General features: G+C 42.6%; 19 protein-coding genes and 1 other annotated feature. Of the genes, 10 read left to right on the forward strand and 9 right to left on the reverse strand.

Annotated features, from left to right (window positions below):
* Positions 1 to 101: 101 nt before the first annotated feature.
* Positions 102 to 2,573 carry an ABC transporter substrate-binding protein gene (locus tag SRRS_RS23480; RefSeq protein ID WP_371363834.1) on the forward strand — a complete coding sequence of 824 codons (2,472 nt, stop codon included), beginning with the start codon at positions 102 to 104 and terminating at the stop codon, positions 2,571 to 2,573.
* Between the two features lie 47 nt (positions 2,574 to 2,620).
* Here the strand turns inward: SRRS_RS23480 and SRRS_RS23485 are convergent, their stop codons facing one another.
* Positions 2,621 to 3,991, reverse strand: a complete 1,371-nt coding sequence (locus SRRS_RS23485; RefSeq protein WP_371363835.1) for a uracil-xanthine permease family protein — start codon at positions 3,989 to 3,991, stop codon at positions 2,621 to 2,623.
* Between the two features lie 484 nt (positions 3,992 to 4,475).
* Between SRRS_RS23485 and SRRS_RS23490 the strand changes: the two genes are divergently transcribed.
* Positions 4,476 to 5,534: a M48 family metallopeptidase gene (locus SRRS_RS23490; protein WP_371363836.1), complete on the forward strand. Its 1,059-nt coding sequence runs from the start codon at positions 4,476 to 4,478 to the stop codon at positions 5,532 to 5,534.
* A 223-nt stretch (positions 5,535 to 5,757) separates the two neighbouring features.
* Positions 5,758 to 6,210: a staygreen family protein gene (locus SRRS_RS23495; protein ID WP_371363837.1), complete on the forward strand. Its 453-nt coding sequence runs from the start codon at positions 5,758 to 5,760 to the stop codon at positions 6,208 to 6,210.
* 10 nt (positions 6,211 to 6,220) lie between these two features.
* Here the strand turns inward: SRRS_RS23495 and SRRS_RS23500 are convergent, their stop codons facing one another.
* The 3 genes from SRRS_RS23500 to SRRS_RS23510 all read right to left on the reverse strand — a co-directional run bounded on the left by SRRS_RS23500 (position 6,221) and on the right by SRRS_RS23510 (position 8,405).
* Complete coding sequence (locus tag SRRS_RS23500) at positions 6,221 to 6,679, reverse strand: glyoxalase/bleomycin resistance/dioxygenase family protein (protein WP_371363838.1); 459 nt, start codon at positions 6,677 to 6,679, stop codon at positions 6,221 to 6,223.
* Positions 6,680 to 6,708: 29 nt separating this feature from the next.
* Positions 6,709 to 7,545, reverse strand: a complete 837-nt coding sequence (locus SRRS_RS23505) for a helix-turn-helix domain-containing protein (protein WP_371363839.1) — start codon at positions 7,543 to 7,545, stop codon at positions 6,709 to 6,711.
* A gap of 719 nt (positions 7,546 to 8,264) precedes the next feature.
* A complete protein-coding gene (locus SRRS_RS23510) occupies positions 8,265 to 8,405 on the reverse strand; it encodes an SMR family transporter (RefSeq protein ID WP_371363840.1) in 141 nt (46 codons plus the stop codon).
* 140 nt (positions 8,406 to 8,545) lie between these two features.
* On the opposite strand from SRRS_RS23510, the gene SRRS_RS23515 reads away from it, so the two are divergent.
* Both SRRS_RS23515 and SRRS_RS23520 read left to right on the forward strand, forming a co-directional pair.
* The gene (locus SRRS_RS23515; RefSeq protein WP_371363841.1) at positions 8,546 to 9,676 is read left to right on the forward strand and encodes a S1C family serine protease; all 1,131 of its coding nucleotides are present in this window, start codon (positions 8,546 to 8,548) and stop codon (positions 9,674 to 9,676) included.
* A gap of 90 nt (positions 9,677 to 9,766) precedes the next feature.
* The gene (locus SRRS_RS23520; protein WP_371363842.1) at positions 9,767 to 10,198 is read left to right on the forward strand and encodes a hypothetical protein; all 432 of its coding nucleotides are present in this window, start codon (positions 9,767 to 9,769) and stop codon (positions 10,196 to 10,198) included.
* A 66-nt stretch (positions 10,199 to 10,264) separates the two neighbouring features.
* On the opposite strand, the gene SRRS_RS23525 is transcribed toward SRRS_RS23520, so the two are convergent.
* Positions 10,265 to 10,759 carry a hypothetical protein gene (locus SRRS_RS23525; protein ID WP_371363843.1) on the reverse strand — a complete coding sequence of 165 codons (495 nt, stop codon included), beginning with the start codon at positions 10,757 to 10,759 and terminating at the stop codon, positions 10,265 to 10,267.
* A gap of 241 nt (positions 10,760 to 11,000) precedes the next feature.
* On the opposite strand from SRRS_RS23525, the gene SRRS_RS23530 reads away from it, so the two are divergent.
* Positions 11,001 to 11,879 carry an SDR family oxidoreductase gene (locus tag SRRS_RS23530; protein ID WP_371363844.1) on the forward strand — a complete coding sequence of 293 codons (879 nt, stop codon included), beginning with the start codon at positions 11,001 to 11,003 and terminating at the stop codon, positions 11,877 to 11,879.
* 10 nt (positions 11,880 to 11,889) lie between these two features.
* Here the strand turns inward: SRRS_RS23530 and SRRS_RS23535 are convergent, their stop codons facing one another.
* The 3 genes from SRRS_RS23535 to SRRS_RS23545 all read right to left on the reverse strand — a co-directional run bounded on the left by SRRS_RS23535 (position 11,890) and on the right by SRRS_RS23545 (position 16,782).
* The gene (locus SRRS_RS23535) at positions 11,890 to 13,527 is read right to left on the reverse strand and encodes an AMP-binding protein (protein WP_371363845.1); all 1,638 of its coding nucleotides are present in this window, start codon (positions 13,525 to 13,527) and stop codon (positions 11,890 to 11,892) included.
* Between the two features lie 78 nt (positions 13,528 to 13,605).
* Positions 13,606 to 13,850: a binding site (T-box leader), on the reverse strand.
* Positions 13,851 to 13,920: 70 nt separating this feature from the next.
* Positions 13,921 to 15,288, reverse strand: coding sequence for a hypothetical protein (locus SRRS_RS23540; RefSeq protein WP_371363846.1), 1,368 nt, complete (start codon positions 15,286 to 15,288; stop codon positions 13,921 to 13,923).
* 132 nt (positions 15,289 to 15,420) lie between these two features.
* Positions 15,421 to 16,782 (reverse strand): PLP-dependent aminotransferase family protein, encoded by a 1,362-nt coding sequence (locus tag SRRS_RS23545; protein WP_371363847.1) that lies wholly within the window; start codon positions 16,780 to 16,782, stop codon positions 15,421 to 15,423.
* Between the two features lie 116 nt (positions 16,783 to 16,898).
* Here SRRS_RS23545 and SRRS_RS23550 point away from each other — a divergent pair, with 116 nt between their 5' ends.
* From SRRS_RS23550 to SRRS_RS23565, 4 genes are all read left to right on the forward strand, one after another.
* Positions 16,899 to 17,765, forward strand: coding sequence for a GNAT family N-acetyltransferase (locus SRRS_RS23550; protein WP_371363848.1), 867 nt, complete (start codon positions 16,899 to 16,901; stop codon positions 17,763 to 17,765).
* A 385-nt stretch (positions 17,766 to 18,150) separates the two neighbouring features.
* Positions 18,151 to 19,008 (forward strand): substrate-binding domain-containing protein, encoded by an 858-nt coding sequence (locus SRRS_RS23555; protein WP_371363849.1) that lies wholly within the window; start codon positions 18,151 to 18,153, stop codon positions 19,006 to 19,008.
* Positions 19,001 to 19,777, forward strand: coding sequence for a 4Fe-4S binding protein (locus tag SRRS_RS23560; protein WP_371363850.1), 777 nt, complete (start codon positions 19,001 to 19,003; stop codon positions 19,775 to 19,777). Before SRRS_RS23555 ends, SRRS_RS23560 begins: the two co-directional genes overlap by 8 nt.
* Positions 19,770 to 20,597: a radical SAM protein gene (locus tag SRRS_RS23565; protein ID WP_371363851.1), complete on the forward strand. Its 828-nt coding sequence runs from the start codon at positions 19,770 to 19,772 to the stop codon at positions 20,595 to 20,597. The genes SRRS_RS23560 and SRRS_RS23565 overlap by 8 nt, the downstream gene beginning before the upstream one ends.
* A gap of 134 nt (positions 20,598 to 20,731) precedes the next feature.
* Here the strand turns inward: SRRS_RS23565 and rocF are convergent, their stop codons facing one another.
* Positions 20,732 to 21,682: an arginase gene (gene rocF / locus SRRS_RS23570; protein WP_371363852.1), complete on the reverse strand. Its 951-nt coding sequence runs from the start codon at positions 21,680 to 21,682 to the stop codon at positions 20,732 to 20,734.
* Between the last annotated feature and the right edge of the window lie 164 nt (positions 21,683 to 21,846).

Raw genomic sequence — 21,846 nt, forward strand, 5'->3', positions numbered from 1 at the left:
CCTTTCCGAAAAAACATTTACAGGAAAAATTTAGAGGGTTTCCCAGTAAAAGGGCGTATTAATATGAATATGATAAATTTTTCCAAGGAGCTGACGACTATATGTTGTTTTTTGGGTCTAAGAAAAGTTCAAAACCCGCACTCCTTCAACCATCTACTATTTCCACTACATCTTGCAGCATAACTAATGATACAGCTACCGCTTTGCTTAAACACAATCAGGAATGCGCCGTAAGCAAAATTCGCAATAAAATTGAGGAAACGGAAATCGCGGCAGACAGTTTGATACAAATCACCAATAGTATCAATCAGTCCGTCGAAGTCCAGATGAATTCTATCGAAAAAGTTGTATCCGAAATCAGCAATTATTCCGCCTTGGCTCAGGAAGTCTGCGCAAGCACGGAAAGTTCCAAGCAGATATCAGGACAAACTTTGGAAGTGGCTGGCCAAGGTCACGATGCCGTCCGCAGTTCTATCCAGGCAATGAACGACATTGGACAATCGGTTATTAACGCCAAAGGCGTAGTCAGAATGCTTGACACCAAAGCGGCTGAAATTAACAATCTCCTCGATGTTATTAAAGACATTGCCGGAAACACCAATTTATTATCCTTAAACGCCTCAATCGAGGCAGCCCGCGCTGGCGAGGCAGGCCGGGGATTTGCCGTTGTTGCGCAGGAAGTAAAACATCTTGCTGAACGGAGTATCGAATCGGTTGATTACATCAGTAAAACAATTGTCGAAATCAATAAAAGCATAAACCAAACCCTGGAAGCTATGGATGCCATTGCAACCAAAGTGGAATTAGGCGCGCAGATTGCCAATAATACCGCTCAGGTTTTTAACACCATCATCGATGCTGTCAATAACAGCGGTGCTGTTTATGAAGAAATAAGCACGGCTATTTCCAAACAAACAGCAAGTCTGGAAAGTGTAATGGGATCTACCGAACTGATGTCTAATACTTCTCAGCAACTCATCTCTACTGTTGAAGTTGCCTCTCTTTATACCCAATTTGTAAAAACCACACTATCCTCACTGACCGAGGCTTCGACAGGACTCCAAAAAATATCAACACAAATGCTTGAAAAAATGTCCTGTCCACCTTTTACCGGAGCAACATTACGGACAAGCCTGCCTAATGAGATTACCACTTTTAATCCGACTATGTCATCCGAATACTTAGGCGGCCACATTCTTTCCAATGCTCATGCCGGATTGCTTTCTATTAATGCAGCCGGTAATCTGTCGCCGGGAATTGCAAAGAGCTGGCACTTGGAAGATGATTGCACATGGGTATTTAACCTTCGCAAGGGGGCAAAATTCCATAACAGCCAGGAAATTACAGCCGAGGTGATAAAGAAAAGCTTTGAATATCTTTTGCATCCTTCGACAGACTCCCCTAATGCCTGGTGCCTTCAATATGTAGAAGGAGCGGAAGAATACTGTTCGGGTAAAGCTAACACCGTCAGCGGAATCACGATCCTTGATCGTTATCGTCTCAGTATAAAACTTTCCTTCCCGTATAGCGGCTTTTTGCTTAATCTGGGGCAATTCTACTCCTCCATAGTTACTAAAGATGTTAAAGGTAATATTATCGGCTGCGGCTCATATATTCTTACTACTCAGGAAGATTCTTGTACTCTTGCAGCCTTCCCCGAGTATTTTAATGGAGAACCGTATATTAAAAACATACATGTCCGGCTCACTAAAAATAACGTAGCTGAAGATTTTATTGAGGGAAAGTATGATTTTATATTCATTGACAACAAGGCTTTACTTGATAAAGTAAAAAACTTGCCGGATATAAAAGTATATACTAACAGTATTATGGGTACTTACTACGCCGGTTTTAACCTTACTTCGGATTCTCCTTATGTACAAAGCCGTGAGGCAAGACAAGCCTTTAACCATGCTGTCAACAAACAGCGTATTATCAGTGAAATTCTTGGCGGCTTAGGCACTGAGAGCAAAGGCCCTTTCCCGCCCAGCATTGTAAATGACCCCACTCTCACAGGCTACAGCTATAATCCGGCTTTAGCAAAAGAGCTACTGGCGAAGAGTTCCTTAACCGGCCCACGGCGAAAATTTAAAATTCTGTACCGGCAAGACGCAGGTCCGACGGTGTTTAATAAAATTACAGAGTATATCTCTGAAGATCTTACCCGTATCGGAATCGACTGCGAATTAGTTAATGTCCCGAGTGCAAAATATCTTGATGTCAACCTGATAAAGAGCAGCGCGGATTTGTATATTGCCCGATGGGTAGCGGATACAGGTGATCCGGATAATTTCCTACAGCCGTTATTTGCTCCCGGTCTGCGTACAAACCGGTCCAGCTACAACAGCGAAACAGTAAATAAAAAATTAGCCGTAGCCAACCATATGCTGCACCCAACAAAACGACTTGACTTATATAAGGACATTCAAAAAACAATTGCACAGGACTTCCCCTGGATTTTCCTCTACCATCCCCATATGGCTTACGCTTGCAGAAATAATATCTCCGGCATAAAAATGAATCCTCTGGGCCTCTTTAAATATGAAGATATTATTATGGAGCAAGCTGACTAAAGCAAAACCACCGCGATTCACACACCGCGGTGGTTTTTTTGAACTGATTAACACGCTTCATTATCGGTAGACGCAGATTTCCCCTCTTCTTCCACTCGTAAAATCATCTTAAAGACAATAAATAGCGTCATCCCCACAATCGTGCCGACAATAAGCCCTGTTGAAAGGATTGCCTTGCCTACCGGCGGCAAAGTAGCCAGGAACTGTGGCGGGATAAAATAGGCACCCATGCCGGTCATAAAGGTTGTCCCAGCGATAATCATATTGAGATTGCTCAGTTTCATTCTTCCGAGAACACGTATTCCTTGCATAATCAGCATACCCCAGGTCAGTATGTAGATTCCGCCAAGTACTGCCGGAGGAATGCTTGCCACAGTAGCCCCAACCTTAGGAATGAAACCGAGTATCAGAACAATAATGCCTGACGCAGTGATTACATGGCGGCTGCCAATACCGGTAATAGAAATAGCACCGATATTTTGCGCATAAGAGGTTGTTCCCGCTCCGCCAATCAGCCCGGCAACTATCGAACCGACAGATTCACCAAGAATACCGCGGTTAATACGCTCTTCATCCATTTTTTGACCACCCATAACTTCTCCAAGCAGAACGTAATTGCCAATAGACTCGACGATAGCTATCAGGTAGCCGACAAATACGATGACGATGGCCGCCGTATTGATCTCCCAGCCGAATGGTAGAAGTTGGGGCATACCAAACCATGCAGCTTTGCCAACACTGTCAAAATTAACATTACCGCTAACGGCTGCAAAGATTGTACCCACGCCTACAGCAATTAAGATCGCGCCAAACCGTAAAATGCCCCGCTTAAAGTATATTGTTAATACGGTGGCTATCAGGAAAGTAACTGCTGCCAAAAAGAAATTGTAGCCGCTGCCAAAGTTAGGCGTACCTGGTTTGCCGATAATTAAGCCGATAACAATACCTGTAAGTGAAAGTCCTATTAAAGTTACCAATGGACCGTATACTGGCGGAGCCGCAATTATAGGCCGCAGCTTCCCCCACCATCCCAGCGGCCAGGATAGCAGTGTAGATAAAATCGCACCAATAATCATACCTGTCCAGGCAGCCGCGACACCCAATGTATTGCCGACAGTAATCATTACTGAGATGAATACAGCTGCCGGCCCCTGAACGCAGGGTAATTTTAATAATCTAGATGATTGCGTAATTGTTACTAGTCCGGCTCCTATTAAATAGGCCTGAACCATATAAGCAATTGTCTCTTTGGGCAGCCCCAAGCCGAGGCCGGTTGCAACAGGGAACGTCAGAGCAGAACTTTCTACCAGAACTTGCTGAAACCCGTAGATTATATACTCCTTTAAACTCATCCTGTCTTCGATACCGACAATTAGGTCTTTCCGGTCATCCCCTAAGTGCACTTCTTCTGAATGCATTAGCTCCATCCTCCAATACTGCAAAATTTGCTATACCTCTGGACGTTCTCACTAACCATCGTCATAAGCACTACACGGCATCCACCCTTAAGCCGTTAAGGATAACAGCCATATTCACATCGTTATTCCTGTCCCGCTCATCATCCTCCTTGCCTTATATATTGAAATGAATACTCCATTATCCCTAATATTTTAAATTTTCAATTAATAACTTTAAAAATCCTCTAGAGTATTTTACATTTATTTTTGTATAAAAATGCCCCATATTGTTACAACGTTACAATACTTCCAATTATGCAAATATCAGGCAAAATGCTGTAAGTCATCGCTGCATAATGATTAAAGCCCTTTTTGACTCTAACCGTATGAAACGCGACTCATCTGTTCGAATTTCATAACACCAGCAATATGGACAATATGGTAAATTTATAATATACTGTTTTTTGTTGGAAATTTATGTTTGTTTCAAGGAGGGTTCTATACATTGAAAAAGCTAGTAACATTAATTCTCTTGGCAGGAATACTGACTGTACTTCCGTACCAAGTCTATGCCTTAGACCTTGGCAATTTTGGCAAAATTGTCTCGGTAGTCAGTGAACATGAGAAGACAAAAAAAGAATTACAATATTATAATTTTGATGGCCGCGCAGACCTCGGCAACCACTTTCGCGAAAAATACGGGGTCGATAATAATCCCGAAAAAAATGAGCTAATACAAAGGGTCAGCAAAAATTTATTTAATTCAATAAGCAAAACAGAACCAGTCACTCCTGAATACTCAATATTTATTAATCAGAAAAAGGAATTCAATGCCTTTTGTTCCTTAGGCCACAATGTTTCAGTTAATACCGGCGCTATTGACTTTCTGAATTACAACGAAGACGAACTGGCATTTCTACTCAGTCACGAATTCAGACATGGTCAGGGCGACCATTCGATAAAATCCTATAATAAGACGGTTCCCCTCACTGTTCTACAACAGATTTTTGCCGGGAATAATGCCCGTGTCGACATCATGACCAAAGTGGCCGGTAACTATCTTGTTGCCAAAGAAGCTACTCTGCCGCAGGAATGGGAAGCTGACAACTATGGATTTACCTATGCCGTCGATGCCGGATATAATCCCGGAGCCGGAGCAGCACTCTGGACTCGTGTTAAGGAAAAATTCGGCGATAATCACCAAAACTTTTTCGGAGATATACTTAATCCCAATGACCACCCGACAAATGGGCAGCGAATCAAAAATTATGACACTAAGTTAACAGAGTATAGTAATAATGTTGTCAAGTTCAACGGAAGTACCCTGTTTATTAACGGTAAAAATTGGTACAACCCTGAGAAAACCGGCTCGATGTCTGCTCAAGAACGCGGCTATTTGATCGCCGGAATGCTTGCTAGGGTTTATCACAGCAAACAAGCTCCGAGTGCTGGAGTAGAAGATAATCAAATTGTTATTACATACGGCAGCGCAAGAGAAACCATCTCGGCAATAGGAAATGAAGATGCACAAGCTATAGCTGCTAGGTTTAATCAAATAAAATAAATACTAATTTACGTAATTTCGATTCACTTTCTTATCTAATCGCATAGTAAAGAAGTCCTGAACCATAAAATTCAATGGTTCAGGACTTTTTGTACATTTACCGGCAGATGAGGTAGCTCAATTTAAACCGCCGGGCCTTGTTGTTGTTGAGTTTAAAAACCGTAGCACTTGTCATTTATTCAACATAGTATGTAACAAATAGCAATCGCAAGGAGGGGACATAGTGGAAAGGCTAGATCCATCAAAACTATTTACGACGTTTAACGACGTTACTCCAGGAAATCCGATTATCCCCCGTAAATACATCCTAACCCACTCAGATATCACCGCCGAGCTTTTCCTTGCAGTAGGACGGCAATTTGACGGTAAGCCAACCAGCCCTATCCAGGGTCAAGTTCTGGCAAAATGGCGCCGGTATCTAAATGGAAATGCTTTGTATGGCCTTGTGCAAGTAGATGCTGGAAAAGCAGATAAAACTATATCTTCTATCCGCTATAAAATATTCCAACAGGAACTGCCTTTAGCTTTAGAGGCCATTCGCTTTGGTGATAGAAAGTTCTTTGAAGCCCATCCCACGTTGGATGATGCACCAATCTGGATTACTTTCGCATCTGTATATCCGGAATTTCGCCGAACGCAGTATTGGGGAACGCCCGGTAAGTATGCACCAGCTTAGCACCCTATTGTTATAAACATCTCCTCACGAATTCAATTGGATGCATTGTACGTTTCGCTGTTTCTTCCACAGATAATCCCTGCTGTAAAAAACGCTTAACTACAATTTCCATGCTTTCGCCAACCTCAATTACATGCCGATCAGGATCATAAAAACGAATGACACGCTGACCCCAGGGATACTCTTTTACATCATGCAAATACTTAATTTCAGGCCTGGTTTTGAGTTTATTTACAAAACTGTCCAAGTTTTCTTCTTCAAAGTAAAGTTCAAAATTCTTCGCGCCTTGGATTATATCCTCTCTGTTAAAGCCAACCAATTCCGCGAAATTTGCTTGCAAAGCAAAATTCCCTTCAAAAGTCACATTAGCACCAAAATCAAGAATAATTTTTTGTTGAAGAATTTCCTGGTAAAATTTTTTTGAAACCTCGATATCATTTACCGCAATAAGTGGACAGGTAAATTTCAAGTTTCTCGCCCCTCTCTAAAAAAATACATTTACATCTTACCCCTAAATTTAAATGGTTCATTGTAAAACTCGGACATGTTTTCAAAATATGTTTTGGGAGTGGCACCACATATTGATTTAAAAGTATGAATAAAATGAGCTTGATCATAAAACCCGGTATTCTGAGCAACATCCACAGGCCGGTAATATCCTTTATTCATTTCTTGGAGCAAGTAATTGATTCTTACAATGTTTGAAAAGGTTTTAATATTCATCCCCAGACAGTCGTTAAAAAACCGGTTCAAATGCCGCTCACTGTAGAACTCCCTTTTGGCAAGTTCTTTTACCGCCAAACAGCCTTTGAACCGGTTAATATTATCTATTGCGGAACATAGGCCAGGCGGCAAAGTCCTGTTTTGTATATAGGATAAGAAGATAGTATTAAGACTATCAATAAAGCTGCCGATGCTTTCGGCATTCTCAAAAGCGTCGGCAACAAGCGAATGTAGCCGAGCGTTTACTTGCCAAATGGGGAGCTGCAAATCCGCCAAATCTGTTTGCCTTATTCTCGTTAGGCAAAATAAACCGCCAGGCAAAAATTCAATAAAGAAGCGCATAGGACAAGTATTTACGTCATTTTTCACGATAACCGTTTTAGTGGTAGCGCCCCATAGTCTACTTGTTAGAGAGGTTCCGTCATAAGTAAAAACCAAGCAGCCGCTGGCATCAGGAATGAGTGTAAGACTGTCTGGTACAGCACTGTCGTTAGCAAAAGATAGCGTATAGTGTGCTATGTATCGGCGGAGCGCTGGACTGGGATCAATGTAAATTTGATTTTGTGTACTCAGCTTAACCTGCTGCACCGTACCTTTAAATTTCGCGATCACGTAAATTCTCCTTCAGAGTTTTTTTACGAGAGTGCATCTTGTCAAGTCAGCTATCTCCGGCAAAGAAGCACTTACTAGCTATAATATGTACTATTTTCTTCTTTACGCTCTTAATACCTTTATAGTAAAACGGCGAACGCTAAGGCAAAACAGCCGAAAGTCGATATTTACATTTACCCATGCGGCAGTTCTATTTCTATAAAGAAAACACGGCTTTAGCCGAGCCTTTGGCGAAAGTGGAAGTCGATGTTGCCCTTATCCATGCGAAAGTTACTCTTTCTATCAGGATAATAAAAGAAGCTATCTCTCATAGGTTTTTAAAACCCATTTTAAGATAGCTTCTTATGACACACAACCAGACCTAACCGGGTGATAATAATTCAGGTTCTATTAGCTTAAAGTGTTACTTATCAGAGTATTAACAAGTTGAACTGCAATCTTCATTACAGCAGCTTAGTAGTAGGATAATTATAATGATAATTATGCACATACTGTTGCCGCGACGGCCACAACTACCTCCACCAAAACCAAAACCCATAATATATACCTCCTTTAAGTATGTAGTTGGATGATACTACATACTATGACACAGGAAGCATTTGTGCTACATGCCGATAAATATATCAGTGATAACGCTGACGCACTATCCCCCCCCCTTATTCAGGGGAAATTTCTGATTTAGGAAATAAATTCCTTATATCCCCATTGCGGCATAGGCATTAATAGGTTCCTTCCATACCAGCATAGCAACCATCGGCCATTAAAGCCGTACCGACACCAGACCAAATTGCATAAGCAATACTCAAAGGTACATGAAGCAACGCTTGAGAAAGTGAGTAAAAAGAAGCACTTATTCCCACTAGCCAATGTGTATCAGTCTACTATTATTTGAATAAAGGAATTTAACTACGATTATTTCTATAAAAACCCAGCCACCATGGGGCAAAATATGGTAGAATTAGATTTGGTTATTTTTTGCAGTATCTAAGGAGGATTTTCCGTGATAAAAAAGTTATCACTATTCTTTTTTGTTTTTTTTGTACTTTGCTCTTTAACTCTGACAGCGTTTGCCCTGCCATTGCCGAATGGAGATTTTGACCGTCAGCAGGCAATTGATACCTACTTTAAAGACAAACCGCAAAATGCTCTGGAAGGCATTTGGGTGACTGATGATAATAAGTATGAAATTGCTATTATCAAAAACGATTTTGAAATATGCAAAGGTTACGATTATGTTGGATTCATAGTGGAATCTACCGATTCTGGATGGAGTAAAGGGAAAGTCAAATTTCAGTTAAAAACTACTGCTATTCCTAAGTTTTTTGTTGGATTATCTCACAAAAAGCCAGATAGTTACCTCACTTTAAACAGTGAGCAATCCCCTGGTAGTATCTTTCGGATAGTTCGTGAACATCTTATGGAATTCACTAACGAAAAGAGAGAAAAAAGGCTGCTCTTTAGAATATATCCGGGAAATGTTGACCCGGCTAATACCAGCACCCGCTCCGGAACCGGCTTTTTTATAACCCCTGACCTAATTGTAACCAACTATCATGTCATAGACAGTGCCGAAACTATCGAAATAAAACATAACAGCGGCGAAAAAGCAACCGCCACTGTTATTGCCAAAGACCCTATCAATGACTTGGCATTGTTAAAAGTAAATAAATTAAAAGCAGCCGTAACCCCCCTATCAATAGAAACGAACCACCCCTCTAGGTATGGCGATACCGTTTATACTATAGGTTTCCCTTTGCCTGGTCTCTTAGGCACTAAAGCCAAGCTAAGCGAAGGAATAATTAATAGTGTAACAGGCATTCAGGATGACGTAAGAATGTTTCAGATTAGTATCCCGGTACAACCCGGTAATAGTGGCGGGCCTTTAATAAACGCCAGGGGGCAAGTTGTAGGTATTGTCACCGCCGGTGTCGATCCATATAAATCGCTGGTCTTAACAGGGACATTCCCGCAGAATGTTAACTTTGCCATGAAAATCAACTATGTAAATAATCTTATAGACACGCTTCCGGAAAAGGTACATCTTCCCGGCAAACAACCTTCTTATATCCATACTCCCGCTCAGATTATGACGTTAGCCAATGATGCAGTCGTAAAGATTGACGCAAAATAAGCGATCTAAAAAATGGCCGCCTTAGCAGGAGACCGTCGTTGGAATGCGGAAACATAACAATATTAAAAATTAACAAAGGAAGGTAATAAAATGAGTAGAACAAAAATAGCGCTTGTATTAGCCGGATTAATGCTATTTGTTTTCGGGATTTTCTCTCCGAATGCTTATGCCGCTGACAAAACCCTCACGGTAAAGATTATCGTTGCTGAAGATTTTTGGAATAGCAAAATTACGTTCCCCAATGGCAATAAAGCACAAGTTAGCGGTATCGGCGTAGTCTTGCTGGATAAAGGATTACCGCAAGTATTCAAAACTCTAACCCCAGGACAAAATGAATTAACTTTTACACACACCGGGGCAGAGGGTGCAACTTATCAAATAAAAATCCCTTTCCTAGCCGGTCCTAACGCTTCTGTGTACCAAAATGTAGAGAAAGTTGAGAATAACGGTCAGACTCTTACCTATAAATTCGGAGTAGATATCCCCACAAGACCATTAATTATAGAACGGGTAGAGAAATAAAACAAAATAAAATTGAAAGGGCGTTCCTTCTTGTCACCAATGACAAAAAGGAACGCCCTTTTTACGTCAAGGATACTCAGAAGTGCTGCCACCTTCTTTTAAAACTTGGGCTCCAACCAGATTTCTCGACTCAATCGTTATGTGCGCTCCTTGCCGCGTGATAATGGTTTCGTCACCAATCCAACAATAACGGGTTGACACGGGAAACTGGTTTACTTTATCGGGTTGACCGTAGGTTGATATAAGTTCCTGGAAAACCGCCGGGCTGCTGATTTCATCTACAGTAATCGAAACACGGCTAAACTGTTTATTAAAAAATACATATTGAATATCCTTTAATCTGAAATTCTTACTGCCAACTTTTACAACCCGAGCTTTGCCAATCGGTTCGTAAAAGCTGGCATCCAGATCATACCCTAACAGTACTAGCCGTTCATCATCCGGCGAGTTCCCCCAGGCTATATTATCGTAGCCGTTAAAATGATCCGGGCTTGAGGCTAAACAGACTGGCATCGTCAATAACATCAGGAGTACCATCACCAATACAATTTTGTTAGTCATACTTTCCCTTCTTTCGAAAATGTAAGCTATACATAATATGTATATGACGTAACTCCGGAAAATATTATTATTTTATTCGCTGACCGAGCTTCGATTGGGCTAAAACCCCATCTGAACTCAGTCTACTTTATGTGACCAATCAGATTAGTCAGCGTTGTATAGCTTATACCGCTTATCGGTATAGTAATAGTAGCGAGCTTCAGTTAAACCAAATTAGTTATTACAGCAAAGGAGTCTACCAATGGATAATAACAACCAGCAAACCAATACAATGCCCTCTTTTCCACCACAACACCAAAATAAACAGCCAGGCAGTGAAATAGCTATGAACCCTCGCCCGGTTTCTACCAAGCAAGACTATAAGCCAAGCGGCAAATTAGATAAAAAAGTTGCGCTAATCAGCGGCGGCGACAGCGGAATTGGCCGGGCCGTTTCCCTGTTATTTGCCCAGGAGGGTGCCGACATCGGCATTGTTTATCTTGATGAACATGACGATGCCAATATGACCAAAAGCGATATCGAAAAACTTGGGCGGCGCTGCACTCTCATTGCCGGTGATGTTGGCAACGAAGAGTTTTGTAAACAGGCGGTAAATCAAGTTATTACCGAATTAGGGCATCTTGATATCTTAGTCAACAACGCGGCCGAACAGCATGTTCAAACAGCTCTTGAAAACATTACTTCCGAGCAGTTGGAACGAACCTTCCGCACGAATATTTTCTCTTACTTCTACCTCAGCAAAGCTGCCTTGCCGCATTTAACCAAGGGGGCTTCCATTATAAATACAGCATCAATTACTGCTTATCAGGGCCACGAACAATTGATGGACTATGCTGCCACCAAAGGCGCCATCGTCTCTTTTACCCGCTCACTCTCGCAGTCACTTGTCGGCAAAGGAATCCGCGTAAACGGTGTAGCCCCCGGGCCAATCTGGACACCCCTTATTCCTGCCTCATTCAACGAGCAGCATGTAGCCCAATTTGGACAAAACACCCCCATGAAACGTGCCGGCCAGCCGGCCGAAGTTGCACCGTCTTATCTATTTTTAGCCTCACAAGACTCCTCCTATATGACTGGCCAAATACTGCACGTCAACGGTGGAACTATTGTAAACGGTTAATTTCGAGATATCATCCCAATTCGTTTTGTGCTGCTACCAAGCTGCCTGCATAATACTTTTCCCGCAGCTTGGGCTTTTCTATTTTACCGGTGGGGTTACGCAGCACAAAGTCAAATATAATCTTTCGCGGACGCTTATACCGCGGCAGTTCGGAACAGAATTCCCTTATTTCGTTCTCTGTACACTTGCACTCAGGCTTTAGTTCGATAATGGCGGCCGCAATTTCACCAAGACGTTGATCTGGCAGGCCAATCACCGCTACATCTTTAATCGCGTCATGCCGGTGCAAAAAGTCTTCAATCTGTACCGGGTAGAGATTTTCACCGCCGCTGATTATTACATCTTTTTTGCGGTCAACCAGATAAATAAATCCGTCTTTATCCATGCGGGCCATATCGCCGGTAAACAGCCAGCCATTTTTCAATACGGCAGCAGTAGCCTCCGGGTCGTTATAGTAGCATTTCATTACCCCCGGGCCCTTGACAACTAGTTCGCCAACACCGCCTTGCGGTACAACCCGGCCGTGTTCGTCGGCAATCACCGCTTCCCAATGGTAGCCTGCTTTACCGATTGCCCCGACTTTATGAATGTTCTCTATCCCCAGGTGAACACAGCCTGGGCCGATTGATTCGCTTAAACCGTAGTTAGTATCATAGAGATGGTTGGGAAAATGTTTTTTCCAGCGTTGAATTAAACTGGGCGGAACCGGCTGGGCGCCGATATGCATTAACCGCCATTGTTCCAGCTGAAAATCCGCAAGCTTGACAGCGCCGCTATCAATAGCATCAAGGATATCCTGCACCCAGGGAACAAGCAGCCAAACAATGCTAACCTTTTCCTCCGAGACCGCTTTCAGTATCCAATTCGGTTTGATACCGCGCAACAAAACAGCTTTGCTTCCGGCCAGAAAGCTTCCAAACCAATGCATCTTGGCACCGGTATGATATAGTGGCGGAATGCACAGGAAATTATCTTCCCGCGTCTGCTTATGATGGTTCTGCTCAGTATGGCAAGAAGATACCAGGCTGCGGTGGTCGTGAAGAATGGCTTTAGGAAAACCGGTGGTACCGGAGGAAAAATATATTGCCGCATCATCTTCCAGCGTAATATGAATTTGCGGCGCTTCAGCCGGACATTTTGCCGTAAGCTGTTCGTAGTTTTTAGTAAATGCAGGGCCCTCTTCGCCGACAAAAAAGCACACCTTAACTCCCGGAATCTTATCACAAATCACTTCCATGCGTTCAATAAATTCCGGTCCAAAAACCAGAGCGGAAACTTCCGCTAATTCAAGACAATATTTTATTTCATCCGCGGCATAGCGAAAATTTAACGGCACTGCCAATGCACCGGTTCTGAGAATCCCCATGTAGATCGGCAGCCATTCAAGGCAATTCATTAACAGTATCGCCACTTTGTCTCCTTTTTTTATCCCGCTATTAAGCAGCAAATTCGCAAATCTGTTTGCTTTATCATCAAACTCCTGCCAGGTTATCTCGCGGCGAAAACTTGCCATTGGATTTGTTTCTATAAGTTCATACTCTCGCCAGGAAACCTCATGCTTTTCCTGTAACTCCGGATTGATTTCAACCAGACTTACTTCATCGCCATACAGCATTGCATTACGGGACAATATTTCTGTTATTAACATCTTGTTTTCCCTCCAATATTTTTGCTTTCTGACAAGGCGAGAGCGAATAAAAATAAAAAATCCCGTCTCCTGTATTTCTACAGGGACGGGATTAAAAATCCGTGGTACCACCCTGCTTGCTTTTGGCAAGCCGCTCTTTTTCAGGTACGGGAACAGAGTCCGATACCCTAGCCTTGTTAACGGTGGCACACCGGCACAGTCTACTCATTGCTTTTCAACCTGCTGCTCACAAGTGTATTTCAGTTACTCCGCTTACCGGTTCACACCACCCACCGGCTCTCTGCAAAGCATGATAACCTACTTTTCCTGATCTTCGCTTTTACTTATTTGTTATTAATGGCAATTATAGCAACAGAAAACTTGAGTGTCAATACCAATATTAACACTCACGCACTATTTATACCCTCCCATTAAGTATTGATAAAAAGGCTCGTCCACCCACACCGTACATGAATCCACCTTTACAGCAGGATTAATAAGCAGCAAGCCTGCTTTTACAAGCGCTGATTTTTCCGGTAACGAAAACGAGTGAATTTCATAATGTCCTTGCGTAATTACATGATCGGTAATTGCCTGATAACTGTCAATCGGTGTTAACGACGTATACAACGGCTGCCACCAAGAGTCGCAAAGCAAACCCTGCTGGTTTTCACGGTCTTTTTTAGCAAATCGGAAAATGATGTTTTGAAATGCCTGTTTTTGTTCAATTGTCTGAAATTCAAAAGAAATATCATACTCTTTAGCATAAGCAACATACTTATCATTAGCTAATTGCGCAACTGCGTAATCAGGCGTTATTGTCGGTTCGCCCCATTCTTTCAAATAAATAAATGCCGAAGTTTTTGGTTCAAACTGTACTTTGGCGTTTAACCCTTCACTCTTTAAAAGCGCAATCAACTGCAACGCATGCTTAATACTGCTATGCCCATAGCGAATAGTACGGCGCTCATCAAATCGGTGTGCATTAGACGTATCCCGAAGATTATAGCCGGTTATTAATCCGTCCGAAACTGCTTTGTTGACTAGTTCCAGCAAATTTTCATCCCTAATCAGCTTTGCACTTGTCCATGTTTTGTACACCTTGCCATATATATCCTCGTCGGCAATGTAGCCAAGATAGTTTGCCGGTAAATACTCACCATGAAAAGCCAATATCCTAGCTAACAAAACCGTTGCGAATTCCGGTGTAACCGGTTCGTCTAGCTGGATTTCTTTGTACCATGGCTTTGGCAAGAGACCACTGTCAACAGCAACCGCTAACTCCCTTGCCACAGCTGACTCAAGCTTGCTTTTTGACACTTTCAGTTTGGTTAGTGCCGCATTGGTCTTATGCCTGTCATAAGTATTAGCTACTTCTTTCAAGCCGGAAGCCCGTACAGCCAGAGCAACTGCCTTACTATTACTCAGCCTGGTGTCAGCAGCCAGCTTACTTTCTGTCAACACGCCGCTTTTGTACAAAGCGTTCGCCGCTCTAAAATACTGTGAGCCAGGTGCAACATCGTCAATCAGGCCGACCTGATCGGTATAGTCTAAATTCAACACTTTAGCCAATGCTGCAGCAAACTCTCCGTTTGTAACAACGCTGCCAAAGCAAATATCGTATTTTTCTTCTAAGAACTGAACCTCTGGAGCCCGATACTTGCTCCCAGCCTGTTCAACTGCCCAAGCCGGTATAGTTAGCATCCAGACTGTCAGAACTGTAACTAATAAAATCCAGATAATCTTCTTATTATCATCTTTACATATCATAGGCAATCCCATTCCTTTAACTCCTTTTTAAAGCTCAATTTTATCCGATGACTAACCCGCTCTAAGACTCCCTCTTCGCCAAGCGGGAGTAAGAGCGGCTAAGTCCCTGGAAGTTGGCCGACTAACCTTCAGTTGAGGTTAAGTCTACACATCAAAACTATGAATTGCTGAAACTATAGCAGCTATACTGCTAATATCTGCTTCTGGAATACCGGAAATACATAACCTTATATAATTTAAATGGTTTACATTGTCCTCTTGGACTATTTCTTGTTTCAAAAAAAACTCCCTTGCTGATTTTATCAGAATTCCTTGGCTTTCAAGCTTTTTTTCCAGTGTATTTATATTTACATACTCCGGCAGCCGCAGCCAGATGAAGATTCCGTATTCCGGAACATGCCAGCTAAGTTCTGACGGACTCAGCGACAGTAATATTTCCCTTGCCTTGTTTAGCTTAGCCTCATAAGACTTTCGCACTTTCTTGACTTGTTTTTCATACATACCCGATTTTATAAAAATATCCAAAGCTGCCTGCGGCAGCCTGGAAGTATTAAGATCGCTTAGTTTTTTAAGCTTTGTAACTGATTCAATAATAGATTCGGGCAGTACGGCAGCTCCCAGTCTTAGTCCAGGCATGAAGGTCTTGGAAAAGCTTCGGATATAAACAACCTGTTTTTTTATATCATAGTAATGAATCGGCATAGATCCTTTTCTATATCCCACGTCTGCCAAATAGTCATCTTCGATAACAAGTACATTATATTTACCGGCAAGCTCAGCAATTATTTTCTTGTGGCTCTCCGACAGCCTATAGCCCGTCGGATTGTGATGTCTCGGAATTACATAAAATGCCAGGATATCACCTTGCTTAAACAGTAGTTCCAGTTCATGATAATCAAAGCCATTCTCTTTTCTTTCAATACCTATAACATCTATTCCCAGATAACTTGCATACTCCAGTGCCAGCCCATAGGTAGGCACTTCAACAATTAATTTACCTTTGTTATTCTGGAAAATAGCCTGAAGCACGAGGTTTATGGCTTGCTGAGCTCCGTGAGTAATAACTATCCTGTCGGCGGTTGTGTAGATACCCTCCTGCTGAAACATATTCATAAGTGTATCGCGCAAAGTTGTTAACCCCGCCGTTGATTCATATTCAAACAAGCTGTCTTTGTATAAATCGACAGCTTTATTTATGACATGAGTAAACTCCCGGTAAGGAATTAGCTTTTCATCAGGTTTTACGGTGATAAAATCAAGCGGTTTGCGTGCAATTAACCGTTTTTCGCCACAATCGACCAAATAAAATCCGCCGCGAGGAATACTAAATACCTTATGTTCACTTTCAAGCTCATGGTACGCTTTGTTAACAGTTAGCTTATTTACGGAAAGCTTTGCTGCTACTTCCCGGCAACTGGGAAGACGTTTACCGCTCTTTATTCTCCCAGCTTCAGCTTCATTAAAGATGTATTCTTTAACCATTTGAGTTTTGCTCGTTTTGCTCATTAGTACACCTCAAAAGAATCCCTGTACTAGTACAGAGCAGATATTTCAAAATTGAACTACTCTATTTCCCATTATATACTAAGTAGTAACAAAATTGATAAAACGAGGTGACTAAAATGAACGGCGGAATGAATGTATTGCCACAAAATAAATATGGAGAAATTTTAGAACAATTATCCAGAATTCCCTTCAATACTCTATTTGCAAGATCCGTATTGGAATTAAAAGCTAATGGCTTGGTATGGGCTGATAACCAGGATAATCCTAAAACTGTATTTATCGCCAATTCGTATGGCATGTCGCTTCTTTTCGGTGATACTGAAAGGCAAGGTTTTAACACCAGCCTCCGGCATTATATGTTAAATAAAGATGGAGAACGTTCCAAATATGAGTATCTCCAGGTTTATCCTGATAAGTGGAATAGTAAATTACAAGCATTACTCAAAGGAAAAATAATAAATCATGACACACTCGCAAATCAATATCCCCAGCGGGAACTTGAAGCAATGCTTGAAAAACATCGAAAAAGTCATGTATTTCAATGGCAGCGGGTAAATTTTAAATATGCCGGTACTAATAAAACTATAAATATTGATCCCCAATACAAAATAAAATTAATTGATTCGAATATTTGGGAAAGAATTGAGGGATCTGTAATTCCTAAGTATTTTTGGAAATCAGAAGAAAACTTTTTATTAGACGGAATAGGCTATGCCTTAATGAACGGAAACGATATCGTATCAATAGCATTTTCCTCATGCAAACATGAAAACTATTTAGAAATCGGCGTGGAAACAGCTGAAAAATACAGAGGTAGAGGCTTCGCAAGACAAGTCTGCCAAGAACTACTGACTTATTGTCAAAAAAATAATTATATTCCCGTCTGGACTTGCAGAAAAGAAAATACTGGATCGTACAAATTAGCAAAGAGTCTTGGCTTTATAGAGTCACTCATCCTTCCCTATTATGAATTAGTACACTAAGCGGAATGCGCGTCACTGCTTTTACCCATAAAACTAAAAACAAATTAATTGTCGGAATAAGAAGTTCATGCTATAATTTAAAAGTATTAAAGAAAAATTGATTATTAATTATTTATTTTATCAATATCATCTTTTCAAAGAGTTGACGGATTTGCAGCTACGATCTTATTTTAAAATCCAATTTAACTAGATATTGCCAATGAAGCAGGCTGATTTAATACTTGTATTTCCAGATTAGCGCAGGGCTGATACAGGTAATGCTTGTGGCCAAAACGGCTGCTAAATCAGTTGCCTTTCATGGGCTTTTCTTATGCCTATAATGAATTCTCTCATTCGGAAAAACCATCTACATGCATACCTAAATCCCACAAGAAAGGAGTAAATTATGGAAAACAAAAAAAATGGCGTAAATAGAAGATCGTTCCTCAAGGCGGCCATGGCTTCAACGGTTGCCGCAGCCCTGACACCAAGTCTCCTATTCGCGGGGCGTTTTCAATCCGATTCGCTACAAGTATGGTCCTGCGGAGGATTGTCCGATGCCTTCATGGAGGCCAACAGCCTGTATGAGCAAAGAAACGGCATCAAGATCAATTATACTGGAGCTTTCGCAGGCGCATTGGGAAAATCGCTCCTGGGCGGAGCTGTCACAGAAATTTTCGCCGGACGGGTGCTGCAATTGGCCAAAAACCTAAGAGCCTCCGAAAAAATGATCTATTTCCGCCCCTTATGCTTTACCGAGTACGTTTTGGTCACTCCTCTTGGGAACCCCGCAGGAATCCAATCGGTTCAAGATTTGACAAAACCGGGGGTACGGGTCATCTTGCCGTTAGGAGCCTCCCCACCGGGCGGAGATGCCGTCATGGGCATTCTCAAAAAAGCAAACATCGAACAGGCTGTTCTCGCAAACACGATTGAGAAGGAAAGCTGTGTCATTAAGATGATGCCGGAAATCATAAATGGTAAAGGTATGGCTTCCATCGTAGAAAGGCGTCTGACCCGTATGGCTAGATTTACAGATAAAGTCGAAGTGATTCCCATTCCGGAGACACTCTTCCCGCCCGGTCCGCTGACATTTACCGTCGGAGTAATGAAGTATGCCAAGGATCGCGTCTTGGCCGACGACTACGTTAATTTCATCTGTTCCGATGAGGCCCAGGCGATTTTTGAACGGAATGGCTTCATCCCCGCCGCCTCAGCGAAGGGTCGTACCATGATTGAAAAGCTGGGGGTTAAAGATGTGTAATCAAAACTGTTCATCAAAGACAAGCAGTCTCTTTCTGACAAAAGCTCGCAGAATCGTTCAATTGGGCATGCTGGCTGTACTAGGGCAATGGTCCTTTTATGGTATCTTCCGCTGTCCTTTTCTCGTTCCTTTCGTAAATTGCCAGGAATGCCCGGTCATAACTTGTTGGGGAAGAATTACGAGTTACTTCTGGGGTTTTTGGTTGTTACTTCCCCTATCTGTTATACTTGTCGGGAGGGCATTTTGCGGTTGGCTATGTCCCGGCGGTTTTGTCAATCAGATGATAGGTAAACTATCCTTTGCAAAACTGCGCATTCGCAATCGTTTTTTGAAGTATGCTCCCTTTGGGATGGCCATCGGTATTGCGGTCGTTCTCATACTCTGGCTTGGCCTTCACAATCCCCGGTCGATGGTTCCAATCCGGGTCGGCGAATTCTGGGGTTCGATCCGTCTTTCCTTCGAGCACGCCTCTCCCTATTGGCTTATTCGCACATTTGTTGTTCTGGGAATGGTAGCAGGCGGATTGCTCATTGCCAATCTGTGGTGCCGTTTTGCCTGCCCTACAGGCGGTTTACTGGAACTCTTCAAGGGCGTTGCTTTGTTCCGTGTTTTCAAGACCAGCACCTGCAATAACTGCGATGCCTGTTTAAGAAACTGCGAAATGGGAACCCGTCCCGATGAAGCAAATTGCACTAACTGTGGTGATTGTTTGAAAACCTGCCCCGTAGACGCGATTAAATTCGGACGAAAGAAGCAATCCAATGAGTAAACGAAGAACCCGTGAGGATCATCCCTGTTTCCAGGGAAAAGCCAGTACTCGCTGGGGACGAATCCATCTGCCAGTGGCGCCCCACTGTAATATTCAATGCAACTTTTGCAACCGTCTCTATGACTGCGTTAACGAAAGCCGTCCGGGGGTAACCCGCCAAACCCTGGAACCTGTACAAGCCCTAGAGTATTTAAATACGCTCCTGAAACAGCGCTCAGATATTGCGGTCGTAGGAATTGCCGGACCTGGCGATCCTCTTTGCGAACCTAACCGCACACTGGAAACGCTGCGCGCCGTGCACGTTAGGCATCCTGAACTCCTGATTTGTGTTTCCACCAATGGCCTGAATCTGTCCGGGCATATCGATGAACTGGCCGACGCCGGGGTGACTCATGTTACTGTCACTGTTAACGCCATTTATCCCCATATCGCCCAGCAGATTTATTCTTCGGTCACGTTGAATCACAAGACCTATCAAGGTGCCGAAGCCGCCGAACTCCTCTTGCGCCGTCAGGAAGAAGCCATTATTGGCCTGAAGCAGAGAGGACTAACCGTCAAAATTAATACGGTCGTCCTGCCTGGCATCAATACCGGTCATATTCCTGAAATCGCCGAAAAAGCAGCCTTGTGGGGTGCTGATGTTATGAACTGCATACCGCTGATTCCCGTTCATGATACACCCTTCGAGAATCTTGTGCCTCCATCGGAGATCGAGATAGCTTCTATCCGAAAATTAGTCTCTGGTCATATTCCGCAAATCTACCACTGCCGCCGCTGCCGTGCGGACGCCGTCGGCCTGCTGTGTGCCAGGGAATGTTAAAAAAACTCCTGCCAGAATTGTACATTCTCCGGCAGGAGTTTTTCTCAAGCTTCTTATTTATCGGCAAACACCTTTTCTACAACGTCGTCAATCAGGAATATAAGGCAAGGTTGCGTGCCCCTTGCCGGCAGGTTCTATTGCCCCACTGCAGGTAGTGCCTGCCTACGTGGTTCAGCGGCCATTTTACCTTTGGTTTTTTCACCAAACATATCGCAAACCAAATTAGTAGTTAATTGTGCCGTTATGTTATCACTATCCAAAATAGAATTAACCTCAACAAACTCCGCTGAGGTAATTCTGCCAGTTGCAAATAAGAGCTGCACCGCTTTTTCGCTATCCTTATAGCTGATGCCGTTGGCTACCGGTGTTCCCACCCCTGGTATTTCCTTTGGATCTATACCGTCAAGATCAAAACTAAGGTGTATACCATCACAACGCTGCGCTAAATACTCTATCGTCTCTCTTATCACTCGCTCAATTCCCAGCTTATTTACATCATCCGTAGTGTACACTTTTATATTTTTCTCGGCAATGAGCTGTCTTTCACCGTCATCAATATCGCGTGCACCAATCAGTACTATATTCTCAGGTTTTATCTTACCTTGGTAACCCCCAATACCTGTTAACGCAGGGTGCCCTAGCCCCATACTTGCCGCCAAAGGCATACCATGAATATTACCGCTCGGAGAAGTTTCCGGTGTATTCATATCAGCATGCGCATCATACCAAATAACACCTAGATTGTTAAAATGTTTTGCCGCCCCTGCCAGTGTTCCAATCGCAATACTGTGGTCACCGCCAAGTATAAGCGGAAAACATTGTTGTTCAAGTATATCCGAAACCTTTGCCGCCAGCTTTTCACTGCATTTGGCAATGGTTTTTACATTCTTAATATTTTTCCCATCGCGCTTACATCGACCCGTTAGATCTATAGGAATATTACCTTCATCCTTGACTTCAAGATGCAAGCCCCGCAGCCGTTCAACTAGCCCTGTTGACCGAATAGTATCCGGGGCCAAATTTGTACCATACCGGGTCTGACCAAGCCACATAGGAACGCCAAGAATTGAAACTGTTTTTTTCATATAACACCACCCAATCGTTGATTACATTTTTTTATTGCTGAATAATTGTAACTCCATTTACTGTCTATTGCAAGAAGACTTTTTATTAATTTTACTACATATTTATTTCACATAATAAATGACTAAAAAAACAGGAAAGAAATAAAGAAAATATAAAGGCTGTG

Origin of the sequence: Sporomusa rhizae, assembly GCF_041428845.1 — a bacterium.
GTDB lineage: Bacteria > Bacillota > Negativicutes > Sporomusales > Sporomusaceae > Sporomusa > Sporomusa rhizae.